This is a genomic window from Rhizobium indicum (assembly GCF_005862305.2).
Classification (GTDB): domain Bacteria; phylum Pseudomonadota; class Alphaproteobacteria; order Rhizobiales; family Rhizobiaceae; genus Rhizobium; species Rhizobium indicum.
Genome location: NZ_CP054023.1, coordinates 203,299 through 221,761 on the forward strand (window position 1 = coordinate 203,299; position 18,463 = coordinate 221,761).

An 18,463-nucleotide genomic window follows, 5' to 3' on the forward strand; every position below is an offset into this window, starting at 1 on the left:
TTTTTGTTTTTACGCAATTCCCCAGCAAAAGCGCTGCACACTTTTCCTGGAATTGCTCTGAGGGGGAAGCCATGGATATCAGCATTCTGCAGATTTTTACGGTCGCCCTCGGCGCTGTGACGGCGGGATTGCTCGTCTGGGGCGCGCCGGTGCGCTGGCCGGCGCCGCTGCTGCGCGCCACCGAACGCGACATTGCGCTCGCCAGCGAGGCGGCGCAGGTCTTCGGGCGCGATGCCGTTCCGCCCTATACGATGATCCTCGCCTACGGCATCACGGCGATCGTCGTCTTCATCGTGATCTCGCTGATCTTCGGGCCGATCTTCGGTTTCGTCGTCGCCATCCCGGTCGCCTTCTTCCTGCCCAAGGGCTTGATCCGGTATTTCCTGCAGCGGCGCTGGCTGCAGATCGAATCGCAGCTTCCCTATGCCGTCGACCAGATCGTCTCGGCGGTGCGCACCGGCAAGCCGCTTGCCGTCGCCGTCAATGCGGTGGCCGATACCGGCCAGATGCCGGCCTCGCGCGAATTCGAGCGCATCGCCCGCGAACAGAAGCTTGGCATCGGCCTGGTCGAGGCGCTCGACCGCCACGGCCGCACTGTGCCGAGCCTGCACTTCAAGATGGTCGATGCGGCCCTCGGTCTCTTTGCCCGCCAGGGCGGCGACATTTCCGAGCCGCTGACGGAAATGTCGAAATCCTTCAAGGAAATTTGGAAGCTCGATCAGAAGATCACCACCTCATCGTCGCAGGCGCGCATGAACTTCCGCGTCGTCAATGGCGGCGCGCTGTTCATGATCCTGCTGATCTTCTTCGGCCAGCCCGAGTTGATCGACAAGGTCTTCGGCAACGCCATAGGCATCGTCATCGCGATCGTCGGCGCCATTCTCTATGCGACCGGCTTCTTCTGGATGCGCTCGATGATGAAGGTGTCGGTATGATGTCTCAGATACCTCTCGCCCCGATCGCCGTCGTCTTTGCCGGGATCACCGCTGCGCTGTTCGTCTGGTGGATCGGCGATATGCTCGGCAGCATTCAGGTGGTGCGCCGGTCAGCAGGCGGCGATGGTCCGCCCCCGAACATTGTCGACAGCATCGGCATGCGCACGCCGGTCGAATTCGTGCTGACGCATTTTGAGCCGCTTTTGGCCGATTACGGCGCGCAGCTCGAGCAGAAGCTGATCTATGCGGGCCGGCCCTTCGGCGGTGTCACGGGGCGGGAATATATCGCCCTTCTCGTGGTCTTAAGCCTCTTCGGCTTCGTCGTGCTCGGTCTGCTGTTCGGCATCGCCAGCGGCAGCGTGATCGGCGGGCTCGTGGCCGGGCTGATCCTCGGCCTCATCCCCGCCATCTATTTTTGGGTGGTCGCCGACGACAAGGCGCAGGACCGCAAGGAGCGCATTTCGCGCGAATTTCCCTATTTCCTCGATCTCGTCGTCATGACGCAGCAAGCGCAGGCGACGCTGCCGGAAAGCCTGAGGCTTTATGCAGAGGCGGCACCCGGCACTGTCATGAGCGAGGAGATCGAACAGACGCTGAAGGACGTGGCGCTTGGCACCGGCATGATCGAGGCGCTACAGCGCCTGGAGCGCCGCATGACCGCCGAGGAGGTCATCCGCGTCATCCGCGCCGTCATCCAGGGCGAAGTCGAGGGCAGCAACCGTGTGGAGCTGTTGCGCGAACATGCGCGCGACCTGCGCTTCCGCCGCTGGGAAAAGGCCGATAGGGCCAGTGAAAAGTTGAAGGCCAAGATCGTCATGCCGGCGATGATGATCGTCGTATCGATCCTTCTTCTGGTGCTGGCGCCTGCAATTGTCGAGATGATGTCGAGTGGGATGTTCTGATCATGGTCTTTTCCTTCTTTCGCGGAAACAAGCCTAGCCTTCTGCAGACCGGTCCCGGCGGCCAGAGCCGCAGCCATGTGCTCGACCGGCCCGAAATGTCGATCGGCCGGGCTGGCAATGCCGATATCGTCGTCGACGATCCGTTCCTGGCGCCGATCCATGCGCGCATCGAGCGGCAGAGCGACGGCGGCTTCATCATCCGCCGCATGGGGCTGAACCCGATCATGCTGCGCGGCGAAGCGCTGTTGCAGACGGCCTCGCTGAAAGCCGGAGACAGCTTCCGTCTCGGTAAGGACGTCGAATTCCAGTTCGTCGTCAAGGCTGCCGCCAAGGAAGCGCCAAAGAAGGAGGCCTCCAAGGCAAGTGACGACAAGCCGAAAAAATCGCTCCTCAAGCAGCCGGCCTTCCTCGCCGGCATGGGGGTCGTCTATCTCGCCATCGTCGGCATCATCGGCTACGTGATCCTCTCCGACAGCGGCAGCGCGGAGGGTGGCCCGACGGCAGAACGCATCAATGCGGAAGCCGCCCGCATTCCGACATGCATCAAGAACGCGCGGCGCATGCGCCAGGTTTCGGAGGCCAGCTTCAACGGCGCCGTCGGCGGCCGTGTCGGCAGGGATGGCGACGCAACCTATGCCGCGCTTTCGCTGGCAGCCGAACCATCGGACGATGCCGCGTTGGCAAAGGCCGCCGAGCCGATCGTCGAGGCCTACAAACGCACGGCCCTTGCCGCCCTTGCCTCGGAAAACCGCGGCAACAATACGCTGGCGCAGAGCCTCTACCAACAGACCTACGATCTCGTTCCCGACGTCAACTGCTCGGCCGCGCGTTTCGCGCTGCAGCGCCGGGCTGCCACGAAGCCGCCGGCGCGGCGTTGATCGCCGGTTCTACACTGCTGCTCGTTGACATACAGACCGGCTTGCTCATTTTTGGGGCCTGCAATGCAGGTAAATCGCCACTTGTGAGGCTCTGGCCTACATCGCTGGATACTGGAACGGCCTCACGCTTCCTTTACCTCAGCTAACAGTGCCTTCAGCTTGCTAACGCTGTTCTGCCAGGGACGTATTCGGTGAACCATTCTATGGCAATTGGAACAAAGCATCATCATATCGCCGGGCTTTGTCTTATCGCCTGGTCTCATCTCGCAAACTGGAACACTATGATGTGCTTCAATGAAATTCGCGCCGATCGCCCCATAGGCTTTGTGAAAGTCGAAATTGCAGACTTGGCAAAAGAAGCGGCCATGCCGGTTGTGAAATGCTTTCTTCGCAATCCGGACAACGGCAGGGTTTCTCTCAAGTTGGTAATGCTGTCTTTGCATTTTACCGCCTTCGGGGAATTCCGTCTCACCGCCATCTTGGTAGTCAGTTGATACCGTGTTTCCTGAATTGGCACGCGCGTATCGGCATATAGCGCCGTACTCGTTTGCAGAAATCTCGGTAGGCCGGCTAAAATGCCAACCTACCGTCGGCAAGAGTGCTGAAGGGATAGTGATCGAGAAAGCTAATGGCTTTATGTCTTGTGGGTGGAGCCGCCAGCGATAGTCCGACTGAGCTTCCTTTAGCTTGTCGAAAACCATGCTTGGCGACAGCTTGTGGTACTCACCGGCTATATGACCTGCTCTTTGAAGATTCACGATCTGCTCAGCGCGCTTCCTAAGTACCTCTGTATCAAAACTCGCTCCTTCGGGATCGTAGACTGCCTTTTCGTAGAGGCCGGCAAGGCTCCAAATACCTTTGCCCTCGTACGTAGCGAAAGCGATGCAAAATTTGCCTAGTGGATCTGCGGGGACATAGTAACAGTATCCGTAGGCATCCTCGTTAGCGGATACGTCGTGTGCGAAATTCCAATCCTCATGAGCGAAACCCTGGTCAGCAACATAACCCTTGTCAAATATACTGTTTAGTCTGCCACCCGATGGGTGCTGCCAAAGGCCATCGTTGTGAACAATCCGCTGAAACAGGTACCGCAATTCGACTGCTCCTATGTTTGGTGTGGCGACCGTATGTTATACGCCGCGATTGTAAAATCGCTGAACAAGTGAAATTTTCACTGGAAGTTTGATAACCATGTGGGCGGTTTCCGCGCCTCTCTATTAGATGCCGTGAGGTGCATCACCGTATTCAACTACGGTATGTAGATAGGACCTTTCCCACTATACGGTCGCGGATTGTTTGAACTTCCGCTTCTGGCGTAAAGGGAAAATTGTCTCCGGCGGTTTCGAAGGCAAGAGTCTGCGAAACTGGGCAGAAGCCGCGCGCCGACAGTGCCTAAAGATTGGCAAGGATCGGCTGATAGGCTTCCGCGGTATAGCGGCCGCCGGCCACGACGGAGCGTCGCTAGCCAAACCGTTCCACCAGGAAGTCTGTCACCGTCCGCAACATCGCTGTCGGCCGACGGTTCGGCGCATAGATAAGGTGCATCGGTACAGGCTTGTAGGACCATTCCGGCAGCACCTGCTCAAGCCGTCCTTCGGCGATATCGGCGGCGAGCAGCAGTTCCGGTTGAAGCGCAATTCCCGCGCCGTGGAGCGCAGCGATGCGCAGCGCCGCCCCCTGGTTGGTCGAGAATTTTCCGGAAATCAATACATCGCGCATTTCGCCTCTCGGTCCGACCAGGTGCCAGCGATCCTGCATGCGCCAATAGGAGTGGCCGAGGCAGAGATGGTTCGTCAGAGCCTCGGGCGAGGCCGGTCGGCCATGGCGGGCAAGGTAGTCCGGCGAGGCAGCGAGAATCCGCCGGTAGGGCGTGAGCGGGCGGGCGACCATGCTGCTGTCCGAGAGCGGACCGATGTGGATGCCGAGCTCGAACCCCTCGCCGACGAGGTCATGGACATTGTTGTCGAGCGATAGCTCGATGCTGACGTCGGGATAGGCGTTCTGGTAATCGATCAGCGTCGGCACCAGGACCTGCGTCCCGAAGCTGACGGGTGCCACCAACCGAAGCCGGCCGCACGGCGCCGATTGCAGCTCGCTCGCCGAAGCCTCGGCCAGCGCCACTTCGGAAAGGGCGCGCTTGCAACGCTCGTAATAGAGCTGGCCGACCTCTGTCAGCTGATGGCGTCGCGTGGTGCGATGGATCAGCTTCGCCCCGAGCCGGGTCTCAATGGTCTTGATGTGCTTGGCAACCATGGCAGGCGACACTTGCGCGATCTCCGCGGCGGCCGCGAAACTGCCATTGTCGATGACCCTGACGAACATCGCCATGCCGGCCAGCTTGTCCACGATTGCCTACCTGTTGGTTTCGAATGACGATACCAACAGCTTATTTATCAACCGGAGAATTTACAACATGGTCATCATGCCCGCGTCAAGACGACGGACATCGCCAACCTGACCAAGGAGACACCATGCCCATTCTTCACCTGCAGATGCATCCCGGCCGCACCGACGATCAGAAGCGCGCCTTCGCGCGCGAAGTGACCAAGGCCGCAGTCGAAACCCTGGCGTGCCCGCCGGAATCGCTGGAAATCCTGATAACGGAGATCGCCAAGGATTCCTGGGCGGTCGGTGGCAAGCTGAAATCTGAAGCCTGAGAGACGACCCGCAGTGTCGAAGGCTCGAGCTGCGGGACGACGCCGCCATGGTATCGGACAGGGAGCCGGCACGCGGCTCCCGTGCTGACCGGCGCGGACGATTGGTTGACTTTACTGGCTGCTGCAACTCCACCGCCCGCAAGCCTATGGCAGCCGACTTCGCCGGGGAATTTGCCTTTTGGTGCATCTGAGCCATGGCGGAGTTCGGCCCTGAACGGTCGTTGGTGAGGAGTTTAGTTGCTTCGCTCGGGGCTGAGATTAGGTGGAATACAAAGTACGCTTACTCCATTGCTAGCTCGAAAACTCAACGATTTTTCCACCAAGCTGATTTCGATCCTCGACGCCTTGTCTAGGATGAGCGTCTCGGGGGCGCCGTCACTCCCGGAACACGCCCTGCGGACGACCTTGATGACAGGGCCGTAGACGACCAGATAGCGGCCAAGGTCGACGCAATTGGGCTCTCCTGTAGTAATCGGATTACCGCTAGCATCACATCTCTCAGCATAAGGGAAATTTTTTGCTGTCATCGAAAGCCGAATGAGGGCTGCGCTCTGGCTGAACATTTCCCAGAAAATATATACGACGATAACGACAGAGGCGAAGAGGCCACTGAGTCTGAATAGACCAAGGGACAAACTAGGACCGGCTTCATCATCCTGCATTTTGTGCTTTTCTAGCTTTGGGACTAATGTCCGCGGCTTCTGGCGCAAACATGATGTCGAAAGCCGAGTAGCCCCTCGACATTCGGACTATCTTTGCGCGCTTGAGGGAAGGTCCGGTCGACGCTCTCCCATTCCCTGCCGGACGAGTGATAGAGTGGCGATACCCGCCTCATCGGCCGCACGCAGAAGTGCTTCCCGGAATTGTTCCGGGGCAATCTTCCCGCTCAATGCGTCGACGCAGGCTTTGACGGCAGCCACATATTCCTCGCCGTCATCGCAGGGCCAGTCGTTGATCAGGAGACGCGCCGCGTCGCCCAGCGTCCATACGATCTTGCGAGATGCCGGGCCTCGCAAAGCAAACCCAACCGGCGTGAATGCTGATGATGTGTTCCAGCACATTGTCCTCGACCCCTCAAGGCACGGATACCGCAGTCCCCACGTTCAATATACGCGCGTATTCTGAAATTTGGAATTGAAAAGTGTAGAGGTGTACGGCTTGAGCGCGAGCTGCCGGATGAAGAAGAAAGGGCGCTCTAGAACCTTATGTCGGAGCGCCCTGCGCTGCGTCGACAAGTGTTGCACTGATGTACGCATTCCGGGTTCACTTGCAGATTACCCCGCCCAAGTGTAAGCACGGTTGGTCAGAGAGTGGCAGGCCCAAGACCTTTTCCACTTTCTAGGCCACCTCCTCATCGCGTTCCCTGATTGGCAAGGCATCATAGTAAAACAGGCGATTGTAGCCCGAGACATCCGCTTGAGGTCGAATTCGAACTTTTGATCGGCGAAAAATCGGCGCGAGATATTCTTGATGTAGACACTCAGGGACGCCGCATCGACGAACATGTAGTTTATAGCTGAAGGGCCCGTGGATCCTGTGCTCCGTACATGCTTTCTCACGAATGGTTGTCGCCAGCCAGCTATCGGCGAGCGGAGAAATGGGTCAAACGCGAGGCTTAATCCGTTCCGGTACATTGTAACCTTGAACGGTGATGGTGATCTCCCTGTTCGCATCATCCTTGTGCCCGAACAGATAGGTCCAACTACTTTCCGATCGCTTCCTGACCAGCTTTTTGAAGTTCGGGTGGCTCCGGCTAGCCTCGTCAATTTTCGCAAGAACGCCGCTAAAATCTTTGTTTCTATTGAAAACGAGAACGGCTGCCTTCGTGTCTCGCCAGCTTAGATAGGAAAGCACCTGATCCAAAGTTTCAAGGTAGCCCTTTTCACCAGTCCAAAACTTGCACTCGCCAATGAAAATGTTTTTTCCATCAACTTTGATGAGAATGTCGGATTTTCCCTCGTAGTTGAAAGTCTCGCCAGTCGCGTTGCCTGCAAAATGCCCGTTGAGTTGCACCAGAAAGTGGGTCCTCAAGCTTTCCTCATCGATTTCTCTGAAGGCGCCCGGACTCTGCTCCATCACACCGACCATGTTTTCCATAACCGACAGGATATGCTCGTAGTCTTCGCCGGCAAGGATTGGCTCGGGCTTATAAGGTTCGCGAGAAGCGAGAGGTTTGGCGGTGGTAGGTCGAATGTTCCTGCGAACTGACGGAGCCGCGAACGTCGGACTTGCGCCGGGACGCTCCTTCATTTTGAACCCTAATCCTGCGACCAGAGATTTGTCCTTAAGCAGTTTCTCTTTTCGACGCTCAATCGCCTGCATAGCCAAGCTTTCCAGGCTGGCATTGTAGGACTTTGCGTCGTTCGCGAGCCAACCAAGGTGCTCGTTGATTGAATTCACCGCACGGTCGATTTCTTGCTTCACTCGGTCCGGGGTGAGGTCTGTCCCCGTGATGGAGAATGAGATAATACCATCGCCGACATGAGCGCGTGGATTGTTGAAATTGCTGGTCGTCGGCTGGATATCAAATCCGAGCTTGTTCCCGGTAAAGGGCAACTCAACGTCCACTGCCGTCCCGGTGATAAAGTGCGGCCGCGACTGGTCGGATATCCATCTGCTTTGATCACGGCTTACATCAATTTGCGTTTCGCGTTGATCCACCACTAGATCGGCTGGGTAGATTTTCGGCACTTCAAAAGCAAAATCGCGTGCATAATACCGAGCTAGATCTGTCGTAGATGTGTTGAGAAGTTCGTCACCATCTTTCGCTTCGATGGCGTCGCTAAGCTGCTTTCTCCAAGCTTCTTGCGTTGCGAACCAATCACCTTTGTTAAAAAGGTGATAGTTTGATCCAGAACGATTGCCGCGCATTGAGAATGTATCTCCAAACCCACCCACTCGGTGTGATTGTATATTAACGCACTCGCAATATTACAAAATTTCATGAAAAGCTGGAGTTGCTCACAAGAATATTCGAGTGGGAAACGGCGCGATATCCAATAGCCGTGACGGTCCCCCGTTAATTTAGGCCATTTGGAATTTTCCCCTTATTGAACCGCTGGAGCGAAATCAAAATTGGATAAAACTTGGGGGCAAGGTCACTCTCAGAGAAGAGGTGCGCGATAAACTTCTCTTGCCTGCTTAGCAGTCCACCAATTCGGCCGCGCTAAGCCGAAGACGAATTTGCTTATTCTATGTCAGTGATATCGCTGAGTGTTTGAAGCAGCGGAAGGAAGTTCGAGCAATCGACCTTGCCCCGGTTCGCTCGGATGACTTTGGTAGCAAACTCGCCCTTACCATATTCGTCCGGACCGAGCTTCTCCCCCTTCTTCTGCATTATTTTGAAAGATTTTGTGCCCAGCTTCTCCTTCATCCATTTAGGCGGAAAGAGTTTTTCGATGTAGAAGTCTTTCTTTCCGGCACTTGGAATGGGCACAACGTAGAGGTTCTTTCCAACGTGGTAATATGGTTGAGATCCGTCGATGACCCCTTTGGATCCGATCGCCTCCTTGATATACGACCACATGCCCGCGCTCTGGTTGTCGTTATCAACGATGATGATGACCGGCTTTGTCGCCTCCGCCTTGTGAAGTTTTTCAAAGCGATCTAGGTGATAAGCGGCAAACTTCGGTAGATCGCCTCCACCACCGGCGAGATCAAGCAGATCGCCTGCCATGTCAGTGTGGCGGAGGAAATCAACGTGCCAGTGGTCGCCCTTCGAGGTCTTGGTAAGCGGCGAAACATTAAGAAGTTTAGCGACCTTGGGATCCGTGATGTTCCATCGGATTGCTTCCTTCAGATATATATAATCCGTCTTTCCTTCGCAGATCACGAGGGGCTTCGGATTGGTGTGAATGCGGTGGTAATGAAAGAAGTCCCGCATTAGCCTAAGATAGTGAGGAGCCGGATGGCTCTTCGTGAAGCTTCGTATAGCCGCATGATCGGACTGGCGGCCTTTGATATCGTGAACATGACAGAGCATGCCCCATATCTGATGCGAACTAAGCTCCTTCTCCGGAAGCTTCAAAATTGCTGGCGCCTCAGCCTTGCCGGCGGTCATCATTGCGTGCGCACAGAACCGAACACCCTTGTAGTAGTGTCGGCCGACGTTGACCTTCCGGTTCACAGTCAGCCCCGTTGTCGACTGCCGCTGATCTCCGAACTGCATTCGAACTTTCTTGGCATTGAGCTTAAAGCCGCTAGACGTGACGGCTTTTTCAAGCGAGGAACCCGCAATCCAGCCACCTGCATCCGCTAATCCGATTTGTTCGGGAAACTCCGGAAGATTGGTGGAGAACGTTATGTCATCTGCATACCGCGAATAGGTGCAACGATGCTTTCTGGCGATTGCCTGAAGGCGGTAGTCCAGCGCTTGGCTTATAAGCTCCGAAATGATGGGGGAAGACGGGGCACCTTGCGGCAAAGCGTTATCAAAGCACGCGGTCTGAGCCAAAACGGTGGCCACGGTGTCGTTTAATGCGAAGTGCTTGTTCTTAACGAAATACCCTCGAACCCTGCCGAAATTGAAACTCGGAAAAAAGTCCTCCAAGTCGGCATTAAAAACATGCCGTTTCCCCGTATGACGGAAAGCATTCGTGTAAATGGATAGGTCGCGTTTTTTTTGAAACCCATGGGAAATCGCGCGTGCCGGAAACTCAGGCTTCCCGTGTATATCAAAATAGCATTGATAGAGAAGTCGGCTTAGGCGGGACTGAATAAATTTCAGGTTCTTATTGGGAGCATTGATCAAGCGGCTTGAGCCGTCTTTCTTTGGGACCTGGAAAATATGGTATTTAACGCCAGGGTCAGTTTTATAAATCTGTTTGGAAAGAAATTTCGGCTCCACATCTAAAAGAAATGCGACACCTGAAAGATCGATGCAGGATTTTAGCTCCTTCAAGCCGTAACGATAGATTTTCTTTGTCATAGATTGGCGATCCGCAAGCACTCTTTCGTCGTCACACGGTTATTAACCGTCAGTCTTAAGGTGCGTAGGGAAAATCCCTCTGTACGCTCTTTATAGCCGCCACAATGCATGGCGGAAAAATCTGCCTGCGGATCTAAGCCTTGCGTAACGAGCGTGTTCCGCGATTCGCAAGTGGCTTCACAACCAGCGCGATAAAACCAAAAATAGTTACAAGGTTTCCGCACAGCAATCATCGAGAGCTGTTATAGCGGCTATGCCAATGGAAGCCTCGACAATTGGAATCTCCGAGCTTTAAAGGTAGATGACCCCGCCGAACCTAGCTTTGCGAGGGAGCCGTTAACTTTCCCTTTTCGGTTGCGACGCTTCTGTCGCTCACCGCAATTCGGCGGTGACACGGAAGATGCCGCCGGCCGAGGCGTCGGAGCAGACGACGAAGGTCGAGCCCTCCTGCGCCATGAAGGCGACATTGCCGCCGGCCTCGCAGGGGGTGGCGCTCCATTGCAGGATGATATCGCCGTTATCGGGCAGTTTTTCCTGCGTGATCTTCGCCGCGCTCGCCATCCATTCCGTCGCCGACGGCAGGTGGACGGGCGCGTTCAGCTGCTTCGACAGCCAGGCCGTATAGTTCTGCGCCACGGCAAGCGGCACGTCGTCGGCCGGCTGCTGCGGATTGTCGGCATAGGCCTGGGCTGCGGCGGGATCGGAATTGGCGGTGTAATATTCCGCCATCTCGGCCCGGGTGACGGCCTTCGTCTGCATGCAGAAGGACTTGTCGATCTTCACTGCATCATTGGCAACGCCGAGCATGCCGCCGAGCTCCTTCATCGACGAGGTCATCAGCCGGACATTCTCCAGCGAATAACTCCCCGCCGGGACGGTCTCGAAGGCAAGCGTCTGCGAAACCGGGCAGAAGCCGCGCGCCGACAGCGCCTCGAGATCGGCAAGGATCGGCTGGTAGGCAATGATCGCCAGCTTGTAGGCCTCGGCAGTGTAGCGGCCGTCGGCCTCGCCGATCTTCGGGGCGAGGGCTGCAAGCGTCGGCTCGGCGGCACCGGCGCGGGTTGCAATGGAGGCGCTGAGATCGGTGACTTTCTGCTTCAGCGCCGTCGCCTCATCCTTCGCCGCCATGACATCGGCGATGACGGCGTCGAACAGTTTGGCGGCGTCGCCATAGCCTGTGGTCGCGGCCGGCATCTGCCATTGTTCGGCCTTGGCCTTGGCCTCGGTCATCAACCCGCTCGCCTTGGCGACGTCGGGGCTATCGCCGGCGCCGATGCGATTGACGGTTTCGCGCTTTGCCGCCGCGTCCTTTTCGGCCGCGGTCAGCGCGGTGAGCGCCTTGGCGAGATCGTCAAACGTCGCTTTCGACTCGTCGTAGGCGCCGACCGCAGCATGCATCTGCTTTGCGGTGGCGGCATCGGCAGCAGTCTTCATCTTGGCGTCGGCCTCGGCAAAACCTGGCGCCTTGTCGCCGCCGGCGGCCGAAGCGGCAGCCTTCGCCTTCTCGGCATTCTCCTTCGAGATGCCGATCAGCGCATTGCCGAGATTGATGGCGGCCGTCTGGAAGCCCGGAAGCGCCTTTTCGTAATCTTCATCCTTGAGCAGGGCATCGGCCGATGTGAGCGCCGAGGCGCCGGTGTCATAGGAGAGTTTCGCCTGGTCACTGGCCGGGCGCTCCGGCGCCTTGGCGGCGATCGCCTTCTGCTTGCGGCTTTCGGCTTCCTTCTTCCAGGTTCCGACGTCGGCGACGAGTTTCGGATCCGGGCGGAGCAGCTTCGGGATGGTAACGGCACCGACGCCGATGCAGATCAGCAGCAGTGCTGCGATCATGGAGATTTTGACAGGCGTCCATTTTTTCGGCTTCGGGGCGTCCTGCTGCTGCGGCATGCCGCCGCGCGGATCCCACGACATCGGCTGGATGCCTGTCGTCACCCGGGCGAACTCGCCCAGCGCATCGGCGCCCGTGCGCGGTCGCGCACTCGGATCGCGGCTCAGCATCCTTTCCACAAGGCTTGCAAGCCCCTCGGGAAAGCCCGGGATCAGCACGTCCAGGCGGGGAAAGATGTTGGAAGGGTCGAGATGGATGTTCTTCCAGCTCTGCTCGCGCTGGTGCTCGTCTTCCCAGACCATGACGCTGTCAAAGACGCTGGCATAGGTCTGCCGCGGCAGGAAAAGCTTGTAGGCGATCATGCCCATGGCGTAGATGTCGAGCGCGGCGGAGGCGGAAAAAGTGCCGCTGGCATAGATTTCCGGCGCGCCGAATTCCGGCACATAGGGCGGGATGATGTGCTCGCCGATCTTCGAGATCAGGTGCAGGTTGCCGATCCGGACCGACAGGCCGGAATAGTCCTCGGAGACGTAGATGCACTGGTCCGTCAGCGCATTGTGAGCGTAACCGGCGCCGTGCAGCGTCGCCAGCCCCTCGAGGATGTGGCGGCCGATCTCGGCGGCGCGTTCGTAAGCCACCATTTCGGTTTCGTCGAGATATTGGTGCAGCGTTTTCGACGGCCGCTTCTCGACGATATAGAAATTGTCGTCTTCCGGCGATGGCGGGATGAGGTCCTCGATTTCGACGAAGCGTCGCGCCGTCAGCGATTTGGCCTCGTTGATGGAGGTCCAGACCCGCTCGAAACGAGCCTTGTCCAGTTTCAGCGCCATATCGGGCGCGACGATGAAGACCGCATGGTCCATCCGCTTGTCCTGGGCCGGATAGACGATGAACTCGTTCTCATAGACCGGCTCGCCGATCGTGTAGCGGGCGATCAGATCACTTCTCATGCACTTGTCCCCCTGCATTCATTGCATTCATGAAACTGAATTCTATTCACCCACCAGTAATGGATCGCCGATCAGGCCTGCGGCGAGCAGCAGGCCGGTTCTTGTATCGCGAAGCGCGAAGGCAAAACGGGCATCGGCCACGACGCGAATAAGCTTCGGATCGATGCTGCGTTCCGTGATGACAGCCGTGGCTGCCGCCGCCTCCGTGCCGTTTTCGTCAACCTTGATCATCGTCTTCTGAAGGACGCGCGACAAGCGGATGTTTTCCTTGGTGAAACCCGGGAAACCCGCATCCTTGGCTTTCTCGGGCGTCACTCCCATCGCATTGAGTATCGGCATCAAATCACGCCCGTCGTTCAGGGAAAAGCGGGGCAGGAAGATTTCGCCCTTGGCGGCTTCGAATTTTTCCCCTTGCAGCCAGGAAGCGAGCGCCTTCAGGTCCGCGCCGCCGACACCCTTGCCGGAGCGCGCCGCCACCACGACCATGCTGTAGCCCTCGCCGGCATAGGCAAGGTCGACGGCTGCGAATTTCTCGTCGGAGCGGAATTTCTGGCCATCGCCGGCAAGATGCATCATCGGCACCGAAACCGTCGAGCCATCCGGGCGCTGAAAGGGGCTTGCTGGGCTCTCCTTGTCGAAGGAGGTCTTCCAGCGCGCCTTGAAGGAGAGTGCGCCGAGGCTGACGAAGCCGCCGCCGGGCGGTGCATCCAGGATGACGGGAATGGCGCCTCGCGTTGCCTGTTTGGCCCAGCCGTTGATGTGCTCGACCGATTTCGGCCCGTCGAGATCCTCGATCGAAGGCTTGATCCGGTGGCCGGCGAGCAGGGAGAGCGCATCGGGGACGAGCACCAGTTTGTCGTCGAAGACGATCGCGACCGCCGTCGTCAAAGGCGCATCCGCCGCTGCCGGCTTATCGGGGGTCATTGCGTCAAGCGCCGTCTCCGGTCCCTTCACCTCGCCACCAAAGCCGAGGCCCTTGGCGATCGAGGCCTTGCCTTGGTCGGAGGCGCCGAGGGCGGCAAGACCGAGTGCTGCGGCAAGGCTTGCCGGCGACACCATGATATTGGCAGCACCCTCCTTTGCCAGCGTGCGGTCGATCAGTTCGGCCGCAAGCTCTGCTTGTGCTGCAAGCATCGCCTTGCTGTCGCCGGAGTTGCCGGCATGGGCGGCCGGGGCAAGCGTCAGCAGGGAAGCGGCAAGACCCGCCAGCAGAGTGGATTTCGGCATGGTTCGCTCCTGTTCAGCGGATGCGATAGAATTTGGAATCGAAGGACCATTTGCCTTGGGCGCCGGTCTCGTCGTCGCCGACGATCCTGAGGCTTCGGGCGAGATCGTAGACATAGTTGAAGGCGGCGCGCTGACCGACGAGCGGCGTCGGCACATCGGGCAGGTCGAGCACTTCGATCGGCTTGTCACTGAGGATGGCCACGACCATGCCGACGCCTGCCGGTCCCTCCACAACATATTCGAAGCCGGTATAGGGATTGCGCGCATCTGGCACGACGACCGGCCGGGCCGGATCGAGCCGGTTGTCGCCGCTTTTGGCTGATGGTTTCAGGCCCATCGAGCGCTTGTTCGGGTAAAGCTGCGTCAGCTTGCCGGAGGCGTCGATATCGACCAGGATCAGATAACCGGATTTTTTGGTGGAGACACGCATCGCCACCTTGTCGCCAATGCTGACCGCGGTGCCGGGCAGCACGTCGACGGCGACGCCGGCCTCGTTGTCGCTCTTCAGCGTGTTTTCGACGGCGGCGAGCGGCGTCTTCGCCTCCTCGCCGGTGATGACATCCCGGCCGAGCGCATCCGGCTGGCCATAAAATTGCGGCACCGGGGTGAAGCGGCAGTCTCCCGCATGCGTTCGGCAATATTCGTCGGATTTGCGCCGGACATAGTCGAGAAGCGCGGCATTGCTAACATTCGGCTTGTCGGCTGCGCGCGCCACGCCATCCTGCACGCCTTCGATGAAGTGGCGGGTAAAGACGCCGAGCGCCGGCTTGGCCTCGCGGTCGACGAGGGCCCACTGCCCTGCGTTGACGGCCGACCAGACCATGGCGTTTTCGCCGCCGAAGGAGAATTTTGCTTCCTTGCCTGATTTGTTCGGCGGTTCGAGCGCTGCCAGCACCGGGCCGAGGCAACGCACGGTGCCGGAAGGTGCGGCCACCGCGCTGCGGCTGCCGGGGCCGACATGGCAGGCATCGATCAGCAGCGTGACGCGGCGGTCCTTGAGGCTGTTCAGCCGTGCAGCGATCTCGGTTTCGCGGATCTGGTTGGTGACGGTTACCTTGCCGCCCTCGCGCACCAGCTTGGCATCGGCTGCAACCAGCGTCGGGCTGGTTGTCGCCTCCGCACCCATTTCTTCCGAGCCCTGGCCGCTGAAATAGAGGAAGACCCGGCTTCCGGGCGTCGACTGGCGCACCAGCCAGTCGTCGATTTCGGCAAGGATCGCCTCGCGGGTCGCCTTGCGGTTGGTCAGTGTGTGGATCTGTTCCGGCCGGTAGGCGAGCGTCTTAGCGAGGAAGAGCTGCATCGCCTTCACATCGGTGGCGGATCCGGTCAGTTTCGCCTCGCGCATCTCGTAATCGTCGATGCCGATCAGCAGCGCGCGGTCGCCAGGCGAGCTTTCGATCACCGGCGTCTGGACGACCGGCGGTTGAACGGCGGGTTCGTCGGCGACGGGCTTGTCAGCCGGCGAGGTATCGCCAGCGGGCGTGTCGGCAGCAGGCGTTTCGGTCGTGCCGGCCGGCGCCGTTTCGCCGGCGGGCGGGCTGGTGATGGCGAGATTGGCCTCTTCCTGTCCGGACTTCCTCTGCTTCGTCCCGCCACTGGTGGTGGTGGACGCGACCTGATCGCCGGCGGCAGCCCCTTCAACATTCGGCACGTCGCCGTCGGTCTTTGCGGCGATCCAGTCGCGGAAGGCGGCAACACGGGTATAGACGCCGTAATGTTCGGCCTCGGCGCAGCCGGCGCCCCAGCTGACGACGCCGAGCTGGATCCAGCGCTTGTCGGGACGCTGGGCGACCAGCGGCCCGCCGCTGTCGCCCTGGCAGGCGTCCTTGCCGCCCTCGGCATAACCGGCGCAGACATTGCGCTCGTCGATCGGGTTCATGCGCATCGAGCTGTCGCGGTAGGCGGCGCGGCAGTCCTCGCGCGGGACGATCGGCAGTTCCACTTCCTGCAGCTCGGTCGGCAGGTATTTGTCGTCCCAGCCGTGATCGGCCTTGGTGTAACCCCAGCCGGTGACGACGGCCGGGTGGCCGGCGGCCTCCACTTCGTCGTCCGAAACTGAAGCAAGGATCGCCGGCTTCGATTTAGCGGGCTCGGCGAGCTTGATGAGGGCGATGTCGTTGGCAAAGACCTTGCGGTCGAAATCCTCGTGAATGATCACCTCTTCCACGGCAAGGCCCGGCTTGTCGGGCCCGTCGACCGCGATCACCTTGTCGATCTTCGACTTGCCCTCGACGATCAGCAGGTCGCGGGCGAAGAGATCCTGCTTGCCGGAGCGGCCGCTGGTGACGCAATGAGCGGCCGTCAATATCCAGCGCGGCGAGATCAGCGAGCCGCCGCAATGGCCGCCGAAGCGGCCGCGCTGTTCGGGATCTGGCGCCAGGATCTTCACCTGCCAGGGCCATTCGCCCTTCTTGGCCGCCTGGCCGCCGATGACGCGCCCGCCATCCTCGCCGGCAAAATCGGTATCCTGCTGCGCAAGAGCCGGAGAGGCGAGCAGCAGCATGACGGCCGTAACGTTGAGGATCCTGCTGATCGACGTGCTCATAGCTTGGCTCCGGCGGAGGTATAGAGGACCGTAAATCCGAGGCGCGCGCCCTCCGGCAGGAATTCGCCGAGGCGCTTGGCGATATTGCCGGCGGTGCGGCGTCTGTCGTTCTGCTTCAGGAATTCTATAAGTTCGGGCATCGGGGTTTCAGAGGTGACGGCGACGAGCAGGTCCGTGCCGAAAGGTGCGACGACGGAAAGGTCGAGATCGAAGGTCTGAGACATCCCGGCATCGACCTCCTTTTCGTTGGGATAGAGGAACTGCACGGTTCCATCGCCGGTGACGTCGAAGAGCACGAGCTTGCGGCCTGATATATCGGACACCGTGACGCCGACGCGTTCACCTTCGCGATGGACGGTGTCGGAAGGCGTCACACGCACGGTCTGCGGGTTTGTCTCCGACAGCCGCTTCAGCGCATCGAGCGCGGCCATCCGGTCGACGACGAAAGGCATGTCGCCGGCACCGACGCCGGAGGCGACGACATCGCCGCCGGCAATCGCCTCGTGTTTTTCCGGATCGAAGACGAGTTCGGCATCAGCACCTTCCGTCAGCTTGAACGGCGTGACGGCGGGGTCGATCCCCTGCAGCACCGGATCGGAGCCGAGGGCGGCAACGCTGATCGGCGCGGGCTCGGCGGGCAGCGGAGCGTTTGATTTCTCCGCCGCCGCTTGGGCCCCCGCCCCTTCGTAATTATAGACCACCGCGCGATCGAGATCGGTTCCGGGCGGGCTTTCGGTAAAGATATTCTGCCGCTGGTTGGTGAACTGGTAGACCGCCTGGCGCACATATTCGAACAGTTCGCGTCGGCTGACGGCGCCGTCGCTATTGCGGTCCGCGGCCCCTTCGAAGGCGCGGGCGGTGGCATAGCTCAGCGCACCGCGTTTCTGCGGAATGCCGGGGATTGATATCTCGGGCGACTTGGTATTGTCGTCGACGGCGGCGAGGAAGGTCAGCCGCTTGAAATCGAAGCCGGTGGACAGCGCATCCGCCGTGGTCGAAATCGGCGCGAGATCGTCTTCCTCGATCGTATAGGACGGCGCCTGACGCCAGGTGATCTCGGCGCCGCGTGGATCGACGTCGCGGGTCATGCCGCCGGCATGGCAGGTATCGGCGATGAAGACGACATCGGCGCCCTTGGTCTCTAGCTTGCGGATCAGCGTCTTGAATTCGTCGCCGAAGATGCGCTCGCGCGAGCCCGGCAGCCGGGTGTCGAAGCCTGCGAGGATATAGACCTCGTCGCGGCCGCTCGGTTTCGAGCCCTTGACGCGTTCCGGCTCGCTCGATCCGTGGCCGGCGATGCCGAGCACGATCAGGTCGCCAGGCTCTGCCCGTTCCGTCACGGCCTCGATCGCATGGAAGATCCCCTCGCGGTCGGCAGCGCCATTCTTCAAGAGCGTCATGTCCTCGACGCCGACCGAGCGCAGCGAAAGCGAAAGGTCGTCGGCGTCGGCGACGGCGCCGTGCAGCGGCGGAACGTTGCGGTAGAGGTCGATGCCGATCAGCACGGCCCTGACCGCACCACGCTCGGGCGCCTCGATCACCTTTGCCAGGCTGTCGGTGGCCGCCATGGTGAGGAGGGCAAGTGCTGCGGCCATGGAAACGAATGCGGTCATG

13 protein-coding genes are annotated in these 18,463 nt (G+C 59.5%); 4 read left to right on the forward strand and 9 right to left on the reverse strand.

The window, feature by feature from the left end:
• Nucleotides 1–71 precede the first annotated feature (71 nt).
• The 3 genes from FFM53_RS30700 to FFM53_RS30710 are packed head-to-tail and all read left to right on the forward strand — an operon-like array spanning nucleotide 72 to nucleotide 2,715.
• Nucleotides 72–935, forward strand: coding sequence for a type II secretion system F family protein (locus tag FFM53_RS30700; RefSeq protein ID WP_029872054.1), 864 nt, complete (start codon nucleotides 72–74; stop codon nucleotides 933–935).
• Entirely contained in the window at nucleotides 932–1,837 is a 906-nt protein-coding gene (locus FFM53_RS30705; RefSeq protein ID WP_138389859.1) for a type II secretion system F family protein, read from the forward strand. Before FFM53_RS30700 ends, FFM53_RS30705 begins: the two co-directional genes overlap by 4 nt.
• A gap of 2 nt (nucleotides 1,838–1,839) precedes the next feature.
• On the forward strand, nucleotides 1,840–2,715 hold the full coding sequence (locus FFM53_RS30710) for an FHA domain-containing protein (RefSeq protein ID WP_138389858.1): 876 nt from the start codon (nucleotides 1,840–1,842) through the stop codon (nucleotides 2,713–2,715).
• A gap of 122 nt (nucleotides 2,716–2,837) precedes the next feature.
• Here FFM53_RS30710 and FFM53_RS30715 read toward each other — a convergent pair whose 3' ends face one another.
• Both FFM53_RS30715 and FFM53_RS30720 read right to left on the reverse strand, forming a co-directional pair.
• Entirely contained in the window at nucleotides 2,838–3,809 is a 972-nt protein-coding gene (locus FFM53_RS30715; RefSeq protein ID WP_138389857.1) for an HNH endonuclease, read from the reverse strand.
• Between the two features lie 367 nt (nucleotides 3,810–4,176).
• The gene (locus FFM53_RS30720; RefSeq protein ID WP_138389856.1) at nucleotides 4,177–5,061 is read right to left on the reverse strand and encodes a LysR family transcriptional regulator; all 885 of its coding nucleotides are present in this window, start codon (nucleotides 5,059–5,061) and stop codon (nucleotides 4,177–4,179) included.
• 125 nt (nucleotides 5,062–5,186) lie between these two features.
• Here FFM53_RS30720 and FFM53_RS30725 point away from each other — a divergent pair, with 125 nt between their 5' ends.
• Nucleotides 5,187–5,372, forward strand: a complete 186-nt coding sequence (locus FFM53_RS30725) for a 4-oxalocrotonate tautomerase (RefSeq protein ID WP_130653853.1) — start codon at nucleotides 5,187–5,189, stop codon at nucleotides 5,370–5,372.
• Nucleotides 5,373–6,121: 749 nt separating this feature from the next.
• On the opposite strand, the gene FFM53_RS30730 is transcribed toward FFM53_RS30725, so the two are convergent.
• From FFM53_RS30730 to FFM53_RS30760, 7 genes are all read right to left on the reverse strand, one after another.
• A complete protein-coding gene (locus FFM53_RS30730; protein ID WP_112908772.1) occupies nucleotides 6,122–6,433 on the reverse strand; it encodes a DUF982 domain-containing protein in 312 nt (103 codons plus the stop codon).
• A 541-nt stretch (nucleotides 6,434–6,974) separates the two neighbouring features.
• Nucleotides 6,975–8,243, reverse strand: coding sequence for a hypothetical protein (locus FFM53_RS30735; RefSeq protein ID WP_246413340.1), 1,269 nt, complete (start codon nucleotides 8,241–8,243; stop codon nucleotides 6,975–6,977).
• Nucleotides 8,244–8,559: 316 nt separating this feature from the next.
• Nucleotides 8,560–10,299 carry a retron Ec67 family RNA-directed DNA polymerase/endonuclease gene (locus FFM53_RS30740; RefSeq protein WP_138389855.1) on the reverse strand — a complete coding sequence of 580 codons (1,740 nt, stop codon included), beginning with the start codon at nucleotides 10,297–10,299 and terminating at the stop codon, nucleotides 8,560–8,562.
• Nucleotides 10,300–10,671: 372 nt separating this feature from the next.
• Complete coding sequence (locus FFM53_RS30745; RefSeq protein WP_138389854.1) at nucleotides 10,672–13,077, reverse strand: protein kinase domain-containing protein; 2,406 nt, start codon at nucleotides 13,075–13,077, stop codon at nucleotides 10,672–10,674.
• 42 nt (nucleotides 13,078–13,119) lie between these two features.
• Nucleotides 13,120–14,304, reverse strand: a complete 1,185-nt coding sequence (locus FFM53_RS30750; protein WP_138389853.1) for a serpin family protein — start codon at nucleotides 14,302–14,304, stop codon at nucleotides 13,120–13,122.
• Nucleotides 14,305–14,317: 13 nt separating this feature from the next.
• Nucleotides 14,318–16,849: a trypsin-like serine protease gene (locus FFM53_RS30755; protein WP_138389852.1), complete on the reverse strand. Its 2,532-nt coding sequence runs from the start codon at nucleotides 16,847–16,849 to the stop codon at nucleotides 14,318–14,320.
• Complete coding sequence (locus FFM53_RS30760; RefSeq protein ID WP_138389851.1) at nucleotides 16,846–18,462, reverse strand: caspase family protein; 1,617 nt, start codon at nucleotides 18,460–18,462, stop codon at nucleotides 16,846–16,848. The genes FFM53_RS30755 and FFM53_RS30760 overlap by 4 nt, the downstream gene beginning before the upstream one ends.
• Nucleotide 18,463 lies beyond the last annotated feature (1 nt).